Genomic DNA, 9617 nt, shown 5'->3' with positions numbered 1-9617 from the left:
TCATAGCTTATGGGCCAATCAACACCGTGGCCATAATGCGTTTGCAATTTAAAATCATTGGGCAACATACGTAAAGTCGTACCCAACCAATGTAATGTAGTCCCGCCTAAAGCGCGCGTATAGGAACTGGAAAACGGCAGCGGACCTTTCTGTATCATGTAACCGCTTTCGCTATCGGTATAACTTATCGGCTTTTGATTAGCCGTGGGCTGCGACACCAATTGCCGCAACGAAGCCTCCGAGGGCTGCATTGCATTGGGGTTATCGGCATAAGGGGAATTGGGGAGTTTAGCTTCGGCTTGCTGATACGCCAAAACATGGGACTGATATTTATCCGCACTCATTCCCGTACTGCGCCCAGCTTCAATAATCAGTATTTTTTTGGCTGAGCCTTTCTCATCGATTATCGATTTAACAACAGTAGCACCAGCAATCCCAGCACCAATAATAACAACATCAAAAGTTTGGTCTAAATTAACACTCATGGCTTTACTCCCGAGGTGTTTTCAGTTTCGGGTTTTTTAGCCCAAGCCCCAAAGCCTTGCTGCTTCGCCCCCATCGGATGAGCACCCCCAGCAATCCAGACCAGGCTTTCCTGATAAGACTTAGCGCTCACAATATGGTCGGTATCAAAAGATGTGGCGCCATACAAGTTACGCCATTCACGAGGCAGCTGCTGCCAAGCACCTAAATACCACAACCGAATAATATTTCGGGCTACAGGGCCGTAACGATCATCTTCAAGAATATGCGTTTCTATATTGCCTTCTCGTGCTTCTTGGTTTTCCCCTAATGCCGTGAAAGCGCCCAACAACTTACCCATTTCACGCTCACCAATAATTAAATTGACTTCATCGTAATAGGCTTCGACCATACCGGTGCCCCAAAGCTCTGCCGTATCAAAACCCGACAACAGATTGGATAACTCAACAAATAACTTAATACCATCAGAACAAGTCGCAATATTTTGTAATGTAGGATTTGGTGCCGTAGTCACTATAAATACCCCTAATAATAATCAATGAGAATGCAGAGATAAAAACGCATTAATATGTGATAGCCATGTAATACAATCAGGTGTGACCAAGTATTTCTCGTGCAAATTTTGAGCAAAAAAACTCACGCGTGCCACAAAAATAACATGCCTGCCACGTTAAAAGCGTATCAACAATCAAAGCTTTTGGAGTCTACCCAGTCACGCAGAATATATCTATTACATCGCATTACAACGCTGGAGAATTTTTACATTGATAGTTTTTGACGGCTTCAAAGCCAGAAATAACATGCTATGTTAAATGGAAAATATATCTCATAGACATCTTCGAGCACACCAGCCATGACCCAAGCCTTTGAACGCATTCTGATTGTAATGTTTGAAAACCAATACCGTAGCTATGTCATTCAGCATCCATTTATGCGTAAGCTCGCATCAGCCGGGGCCGAACTCACGAACTCATTCGGTGCATTTCATCCGTCGCAAACCAACTACCTTGCTTCCCTAGCTGGTGAGGTGTGTGGCGTCACAAACGACACACCGCCTGCCAACCCATTGCCGCAAAAAACGTTGGTCGATCTGTTAGAGGAAAAGAATGTTTCGTGGAAAGCCTATATGGAAGCTTATCCCGAATCGCTCTGGAACCCGGCATGGGAAAAATCAAATTACTCATCCCGCGCACAACCGATCAACGAATCACCCGATAACAGTACAGAGCTCGCGCGTTATTTTCGTAAGCATAATGCCTTTGCGTCTTTTCATCGTATTCAAAAAGACAAGGCACGTTGGAATAAAATAGTCAGTGAAAACACCTTCTGGCAAGACTTAGAAAACAAAGGGAATAATTTGCCGCAATACAGCTGGTTCACGCCAGACATATGGAACGATGGCCACTACCTGTACAACACTCATACAAGCACCAACCCAAGGACATTATTGGTATCCCAAATGGCCGGCTGGCTAGAAAATGTTTTTTTAGGCGACTTACCCGCAGAAAAAGTACAAGGCGCGAACAGCGCTGGTGTCGAGAATATCGGATTAAACATCGACATTGATAAATTATTAACCGACCCTGAAACCGCATGGAAGGAATCTCGAGTTCCTAAAGGCACTCTTATTGTTGTCACCTTTGACGAAGCCGATTACGACGCGAAAGGTTTTGATACGAATTACGATGGACCTAATCAAATTTACACCGTATTACTCGGCGATATGATTACACCCAATACAAGGATTGACACACCATTAAATCACTATAGTTTTATTAGAACCGTAGAACGTAATTTTTCGCTGGGCCACTTAAATAAAAATGACCGCGATGCCAATTATATTCGTGACCTGTGGCAAGAAAAATTCTGTTGGAAAAGCCCTATTACCAGTGACATCGCCATCACAGGCACAATGGAAGCGACGCATTACAACGGAAACACGCATGTTATTTTTGATCGAGGTGAAGGTGTACTTGCCACCACAATGCTTCACGAAAACCAATGGTCTACACCACAAGATACAGGGCTAATAACAACGGGGCTCGTTGCCGTCTCCAGTTTAAAAGATAAGCTGCATGTGGTTTTTTCTGGTGAGCAGGGTAAGCTTTACTATGCATGCAGCGACACCTGCAACAACTGGAGTGCCCCCCTCCCCTTAAAAGCCAGAAGCAGCACGAGCATTGCACTCAGCACCTACTTAGACATAGCTAACGATGAAGATAAATTGATGCTTTGTTTTACTCGCGATAATGGTGAAATACAATATTTAAGCATTGATCAAGTCGCGTTAAAAACACAGTCATTCTTAACCGCAGAACCACAATCAGTCGGCCAATTCACTGATGGCTCCATGGCAATTTCTCAACTTGGAGGCTCAGTCTATCTTGTATACAAAGAACGTAATACTCGCCATATGCGGATGACATCCTTTAATACTGCGCCCTTTAACGCCTTTAATGCTGTTGATTTCAATGACGAACCTGTGCCAGAAAATAATACCTCACTACACCAATGGTCACCCTTCGATATACACGTAGGGCATTTTTCCAAAAAGATGGGCGCAATGCAGAATAATTATCAATGTTTCGGCGGTATGGCATTAGCTGCAATCGATGGTGAAATGCACATCGTTAACCGTGGCGGCTATAAGGACACTCCAGCAGCCTACACGGCAACCTTTGGACTTACTGGAATTTTTACTGCCAGCGATCAACGCAGCAACGGGTTTGGCACTATCAACCAAGCCGGCTGGACACTTGAAAAGACGATAAGTACCGTAAATTTAAGCCCAACCAGCCCGCTAAGTCTTGCCTCTAACGGGCATACAATGACACTCGTCTGGCAGGATCTCACCACCCAGAAAATGATGTTTTGTAATGGTGAATATAACGGCGAACAGTAACTGCTCGCCCCTTAGGTGTTAGCGTTTAATTCCGCTAGCACCTGCTCCCACACCCGGGCTAAATTCAGTAAATATTCCGGCTCTTGCTCTACCGGCCTATCTCCCTTTGTTATCTGCTCGGCCAATTTATACACACTGCCTAAAGTGGCGTAATCACGTGCTTGGCTAAGCTCCATTTGGCTGTAGGATGTCATGTCCACGGGCATGCTGCTACGCCATGTTTCAGGGGGTAAGGCGACAGGTGTTGGAAACCATAATACGGGGCCATTAGATTCCGCCAATAACAAGTTGCCATGCGAAAATATAGCGCTTAAACGATGATTGATTAATGTGGAAGTGCCGTCATCTTTAGCTGACGAGAAATTTTGACACAACAATGAAACCGTCGCAGCAGGTGCAACTAGCGTGACTGTTTCGAAAAAAACATGTTGGCCCGTCTTAGCGACAGGCCTTACCTCTACCCCATCAAACGATCCTAAAGTACGCCCCAAAATATCTAAAGCCGAGTATAAGGTTCTCAGGTTCACCGACATCTCATAATGCATGCACGGGCTCTGCTGTGCTGCAGTGGCATGCGCCTTGATAAAAGATTGGCAAGCACTGGCTTCGGCGAAATGTCCATTAACGTGAAAAACACAGCCCTTTTCAGCCGCTTTGGTTAAACACAAGCCCATTTGTTGCACATCCAGCGGATGCTCGCAAATAACATGAATTTTTTTATCCAATAAAGCTAAGGCAATATCGATAGCCGCTTGCCCTTGCACGGCGACGCAAGCAATATCTATCGCATTATCCGCTAGCTCGCTTACATTACTGTAGTGAGGAATACTTAAGTTTTGAGCGTAACTTTTGGAACGCTCACTTCCCGTCGACAATATACCGGCAAGGTTAATGCCATCGTTTGCGAGTTTTAATGCCCGCAAATAGGTTGAACCATAATTTGTACCAACAACAAGCGCTTTCATGGAAGTCCTTAAATTAAGCAATTGGGTGAGGATTATTATTAACGGCATTGCCCTTGAGCAATTTGCGTAAACGCGGATTATCAACGCGTTTATATTGCTCGCCAAAATGTATGGGTTGCATATGAATACCAACAGCACGCGCCACCTTAAACGGGCTTAAATGAACATCCGGTGCGGTAACATCGACCACCGCAATATCTACCCCAGCATTGATTACACGTGACCTTAAATCTTGTATCCCCTCCACCTTAGGGTAAGACCACTGCGAAATTGGCATAGCTTCAGATTGTGGTTGTCGCATAAAATCGAACGCGGATAAATGATTCGGTGAAAAATAATAGGCGGCATGATCTTCTAACGATCTTACATCCGCGACGCTTTGTAGGCGCGTACGGTTAGATGCCATTAAATAACATAAATAAGGCATAACATGCCCTTGCTCGAGCAACGCTTTTTGCATCGCAACATGTATATCGCCATGTGTTGCTAATGATACTGAAGCCGCCGGCGTTGTAATACCATCGCCAAAAGCTAAGCACACCACAGTGGGCACATGTAGACCCACATCAAGCACGTACAGCTCTAGCGCAACGCCTTTATCTTGTAGGCTATCAATCAGTATTCGCATTTTGCCCGTGTAATGGGAGTCGATCTGTAATCGTTGACACGGCAACTGCGCATACCACGTCAACATCATGGCATCACGTTCGATCAATTCATAAGTTGCACGAATTGCCGCATCCTCATGTGTTTGCCCTGCAGCTAAGCCATTAGAAGACACTTGGCTGAATTGCTCTTCATAGGGACATTTAAAATTAAAATAGGTCATTAATGCCGGCACAGAAACCTCTCTATCCGTTCCCAACCAGGTGCCTTTGGCCCAATGAATTTTTTGTTTTTTCTTCCACTTAGAAAAAGGAAAGTTCGTACTTGCGTACTGTTTCTGCGAATACAAAACTAAAGTGTCCGGGTCAACATATTCACCGTGTAATTGATTAATAGCCGCATATTTTAAATTTCCCACATGGTAACGTGCGGCGGAATAGCGTTCTATCGCTTCGCCAATAGCACTAATATGTGCGGATATTTCATCTAAGCCTTTTCCGGAGCCTACCTGCCCTTGGTTGCGTGGATCGTAACTTCCTGCGGTATATGACGATAAGTTCGCCGATGCTGTGCGGGGGAACTCCGGCAAGTCGCTTAAATGCCCTGTGAATTTTTTGATGACACCCATTTTAGGGTCAATCCAACCGGCAAATAACGCTTTAAGCTCATCGATACTTTTGACGGTATTTAAAGGATTTTGTGTATTGGGCGTGTACGCCGCTACGGCACTCATCGCTGCATAATGAGCAGGCTTTTGCGCGTCGTCGGTATTATCATTTGCGGCTTTGTTGGTGGGATGCGCATAACCGCAAGTGTCACACCACGGTACTGGAATAATTTTATGATGATTACTCTCATGCGTTACCAAGTTTTGAACAAATACTTTTCCGTATAAATCGGATTCGGTAAAGGCCAATAATAATTTGGTCGCCTCCAGCGCTAATTGCTGTCCGGTCAATACGGCCATAGAACTGAGCATACTGCGTGCACGTCGTGTCGATTGACTATCGAATGCACTTCTCTCTAAAAGATGGGCCATTTCAGGTTGTTTATCGCTGCCTAGGCGGCGTAAACGCAGACAGTTCCAACATCCATCCCCTTGCGAATCGACAACAGGACCAAGCCAACTTTCTAAACCATCAAGGCAGCCATAAAGTGTTTTTAAGCCTTGCTGGTGCACAAACTGAGACACTTTAGAAAGCCAATATTGTGCTTCTGGCGCCAAGGTAACAATCACCAAATCCCAATCATGGGTGCACGTTAGTGATAAAGATTCGTCTGTATTTAAAGCTAATGCCTCGTGGCTAACGTTGGACCACGGGGCTTCGCGCTCAAGCACGCTGCACAATACTTGCGCCCGCGGTAACCCTATAGATTGCTCTCCATAAGGACGATGACATAAAACATCATCAATGCTCAATACTTCACTGTCTAGAATATGAATGGTGCCCACACCACTATTGGCTAGCTCGTCGACCATCTTAGCCGACCAAGGCTCTAAACCAATCACTAGAATTTTTTGTTCCGATAACTGGCTTGCCGGTTTTTTATTTGTCGCAGGCCACGCCGATATAAAACGTGAATGCGCTTGCCAAGGCGGATGGAAGGCTTCGGTTTCAAGCACCTCCTCAATAAGGCCTTTCACTGCGAGTAACGTTAAAATATCTTTAATACTACTATTATCGTATTCCGCTAATTCTTCACAAATAGCATTTTCATCATGGGTAGCCTCATCCAGCATAGGTATTACACGGCTTACAAAGTCACTAATATCGCTGCCATGCAATTGAAAAGCACCAAGGTCCGACTGTAGCAAAATACCATTCGCGTTGGGCGTAACAATGGCTGCCGGTGTTAATCGAAGTTTTTTCATAATGAGGTTAGCCTTTTAAAACAAGAAAAACCCCAAAACACCGTTTTGGGGTACTTAATAAAACATTAACTACCTGTAGCACTCAATGCACAGTAATACACCGGCGGCCGACATGGATCACAGGTTACACATAATTGAGTGGGTGGCCAAGACGGTTGGCATTGCGTACAACACAAGGGACCGCTTTGCGCCGTTTGCGCACAACAGTAAGGGCCTGACTGTGAACACTGAACACAACACAGCGGCCCCGTCGGTACACACTGCGCACAACACACAGGCGTATTACAAGGTGCGCAAGGTGTAGGTGCATAATGCGTTGCTGCCGGGTCGCACTGTGCACAAAAAACCACACAAGGTGCACACTGCGGTGTGGGGTAGCATTGCGCGCACTGCGTATATACACACTGGGCACACTTAACAACCCCTTGCGAAGAAGGGTCACAAACGGCACATACAACATTACCGGGTTGTGGCGCGGCACAAAAATTGACAATACAAGGGACACATAACGTTGTAGGCGGCGTAGCGCAAAAATTCACTATGCACGGATTACATAACGTAGTCGGCGGTGTTGCACAAAAGTTAACGATGCAAGGATTGCATAACGTAGTCGGTGGTGCGGCACAAAAGTTAACAATGCAAGGGTTACACAATGTTGTGGGCGGTGTAGCACAAAAACTTACAATACAAGGGGTGCACAACGTTGTAGGTGGCGTAGCGCAAAGGCTAACAATACAGGGGTAACATAAGGTACATGGTGCGCACGGTGTACACGGCATACACAATGTTGTTACGCAAGCCTCGCATTTTTTAACGCCATCAGTCCCTTGAACTAAATCCTCCAACTCTTTGATCTTGGATGTCAATTCGGTAATTTCTACCTTTAACTGCTTAATCTCGTTATCACTCATTGTACTTTCCTTCATATAGTTGACCGCATACCGGTGTATACGGTGAATTTTTTCTATTTTTATTTTTCATAAGAAATACAAAAAACCGTCAAACTTCTTAAATCAAATAAACACAGAAATTTTCTACACCAAAGAATCCACCTCACTAACGGAAAACTTAGCGATTTAGGGGGGAGACGAAATAATTTATTCATTAGGTGAAGCGATCGACTTTCTTACCGAGGCCGTTGAGCACGAAGGTAAGGATGTCGATATCAACCTTTAAATGAATCAATATTGCCCCCCTTAGTCTGACCTAAGGCGTAAGAAAGCATGGCAACGCCACGGGTAATATTAAAAATTATCCGCAGCAGATCGATTACCGAACCCGTCTAAGTGTGTTCGCCAATATGTGGGGGAATACAATTTTTTCGCTCCCCTGCGTACTTGGGAAGGTTAAACTAACGTTTTGCGAATACTGCATTTGCCACTCACCTGTCACTAACTGCTCTAGCCACATTTGGTTGGTAAACTGCGTAACATCCGCATGCTGTTTAATGAAGGGAATATTTGCAATGCCACCACTGCGGTTTGAATCCACATCAAAGGTAAAAGTTTGATGCACTGCCGGGCTATTTTTGAGCGCCTCTTCTAATACAATATTCGGATTAACATTCGGATTTGATGGCGTATTCGAACCATAAGCCGCGTTATATGATTCTGGGGCATTGATCGGTAAACAACTCACTACAGGAATCGTTGGCGGGCCGTCGGTGCGAACAACATTACCGGTCGCCAACATAGAATTCCCATGGGGAATCGAAACCTGCTTAACGATAGTAAGCTCAGGATCTTGCTCTGGGATAGGTAACGGGGCTGGCGGGGTTGGTATTGGAGCTCCACCAACGGGGCCTTGTAGCTGTGGTGCCGTGAGTAAGTGCAACCACGTGCCATTTTCAGCATGGACTAATTGATTTTCCTGAGACGGGCCCGAGAAAAATACACGCTGCTCGTAAAATAGCGTATATGAATCTTGTTCGTACGTACCGCCGCGATTTGCCACTTTTCCAGCCAAAGCGCTAAAGGTGATTTCTTCAAAATATGAAAAGTTTTTTAGAATAAACTTATTCGGCGCTGTCGCCTCTGGTAGTGGCATCACACAAAAACCGGTTGTTTTTGTGCTCGCCCACGTTCCGATTAATGCGGCCAAAGGGCCAAGTTTAGCTAATATCTCTGGGCTACACTCGCCACCATCGGAACGAAGAATAGGCGTTGTAATATCGGGGAACGGTGTAGTGCTCGCACCATGATTTATAGGACACCCACCACGAGAAGCGCGAATGCTTTGCTCCAGCTGATCAACTGAACCACTTAACTGTTTAACGTCGTCAGACATTTTATCTAATTCACTCATAGACCTTCTACCTACATTAAAAACGTTTATGTCCCCCAGATACCTCCAGAGGTATTTCGATGAAACATATAACCGAGTATGGGTAAGAAAAATAAATGCAGCGCTTGCTATAAACCGCCCGATGAATCACCAGCACTATTAACAGGCGATCCATTAGGATTTAGGGAGGGGCATTTCCGTTTGCGTTGCGCAATAGTACGCAGAAGAAATGCAATATCACATTACACGGTATTACAGCGTCCACAGTGCCGAAGAAGCAGCGAAATTGAAGAAAAAACACAATGATGACGCCAGCCAGAATAGGGTATTTGGTGACAGGAATTTTAAATAATAAGAGAAAGGCGGCATTAACAAGAGGGTGGCATAGAAATTTTTCACCTCGATTAAGGCGCTTAGGGGCGTGCACGGAATAAGTTGCTGGAATTTGGATTTTTGGGTGCTTGCTTGACGAGGCGAAAATATGGCGTAATAGCTGGCTATTGCA

7 protein-coding genes and 1 pseudogene are annotated in these 9617 nt (G+C 45.1%); 2 read left to right on the top strand and 6 right to left on the bottom strand.

The genetic code is table 11. The features are described from left to right. Together AC3A8L_RS16710 and AC3A8L_RS16705 are read right to left on the bottom strand one after the other, a co-directional pair. Window positions 1-485: pseudogene (locus tag AC3A8L_RS16710) on the bottom strand (hypothetical protein); the annotation flags it as partial. Continuing rightward, a complete protein-coding gene (locus AC3A8L_RS16705; RefSeq protein ID WP_487963409.1) occupies window positions 482-997 on the bottom strand; it encodes a hypothetical protein in 516 nt (171 codons plus the stop codon). The gene AC3A8L_RS16705 and the pseudogene AC3A8L_RS16710, both read right to left, overlap by 4 nt. Window positions 998-1336: 339 nt before the next feature. Between AC3A8L_RS16705 and AC3A8L_RS16700 the strand changes: the two genes are divergently transcribed. Then, on the top strand, window positions 1337-3385 hold the full coding sequence (locus tag AC3A8L_RS16700) for an alkaline phosphatase family protein (protein ID WP_487963408.1): 2049 nt from the start codon (window positions 1337-1339) through the stop codon (window positions 3383-3385). An 11-nt stretch (window positions 3386-3396) separates the two neighbouring features. On the opposite strand, the gene AC3A8L_RS16695 is transcribed toward AC3A8L_RS16700, so the two are convergent. Together AC3A8L_RS16695 and AC3A8L_RS16690 are read right to left on the bottom strand one after the other, a co-directional pair. Further along, window positions 3397-4350: a Gfo/Idh/MocA family oxidoreductase gene (locus AC3A8L_RS16695; protein ID WP_487963407.1), complete on the bottom strand. Its 954-nt coding sequence runs from the start codon at window positions 4348-4350 to the stop codon at window positions 3397-3399. Between the two features lie 13 nt (window positions 4351-4363). Beyond that, a complete protein-coding gene (locus AC3A8L_RS16690) occupies window positions 4364-6829 on the bottom strand; it encodes a TOMM precursor leader peptide-binding protein (RefSeq protein WP_487963406.1) in 2466 nt (821 codons plus the stop codon). A gap of 486 nt (window positions 6830-7315) precedes the next feature. On the opposite strand from AC3A8L_RS16690, the gene AC3A8L_RS16685 reads away from it, so the two are divergent. Further along, a complete protein-coding gene (locus tag AC3A8L_RS16685) occupies window positions 7316-7573 on the top strand; it encodes a hypothetical protein (protein ID WP_487963405.1) in 258 nt (85 codons plus the stop codon). 525 nt (window positions 7574-8098) lie between these two features. Here AC3A8L_RS16685 and AC3A8L_RS16680 read toward each other — a convergent pair. Together AC3A8L_RS16680 and AC3A8L_RS16675 are read right to left on the bottom strand one after the other, a co-directional pair. Next, on the bottom strand, window positions 8099-9133 hold the full coding sequence (locus tag AC3A8L_RS16680) for a heme-binding protein (RefSeq protein ID WP_487963404.1): 1035 nt from the start codon (window positions 9131-9133) through the stop codon (window positions 8099-8101). A gap of 231 nt (window positions 9134-9364) precedes the next feature. Then, a partial coding sequence (locus tag AC3A8L_RS16675) for a hypothetical protein (protein WP_487963403.1) occupies window positions 9365-9617 on the bottom strand: 253 nt, incomplete at its 5' end.

It is taken from the genome of Marinagarivorans sp. (assembly GCF_982758155.1).
The sequence above is the reverse complement of the archived record's forward strand: the minus strand, read 5'-3'. Positions and strand labels throughout refer to the sequence as shown.

Bases quoted from the DNA above. Each gene is read 5' to 3' on its own strand.
- AC3A8L_RS16695 (WP_487963407.1), bottom strand. From the start codon at position 4,350: ATGAAAGCGCTTGTTGTTGGTACAAATTATGGTTCAACCTATTTGCGG.
- AC3A8L_RS16690 (WP_487963406.1), bottom strand. From the start codon at position 6,829: ATGAAAAAACTTCGATTAACACCGGCAGCCATTGTTACGCCCAACGCG.
- AC3A8L_RS16700 (WP_487963408.1), top strand. From the start codon at position 1,337: ATGACCCAAGCCTTTGAACGCATTCTGATTGTAATGTTTGAAAACCAA.
- AC3A8L_RS16680 (WP_487963404.1), bottom strand. From the start codon at position 9,133: ATGAGTGAATTAGATAAAATGTCTGACGACGTTAAACAGTTAAGTGGT.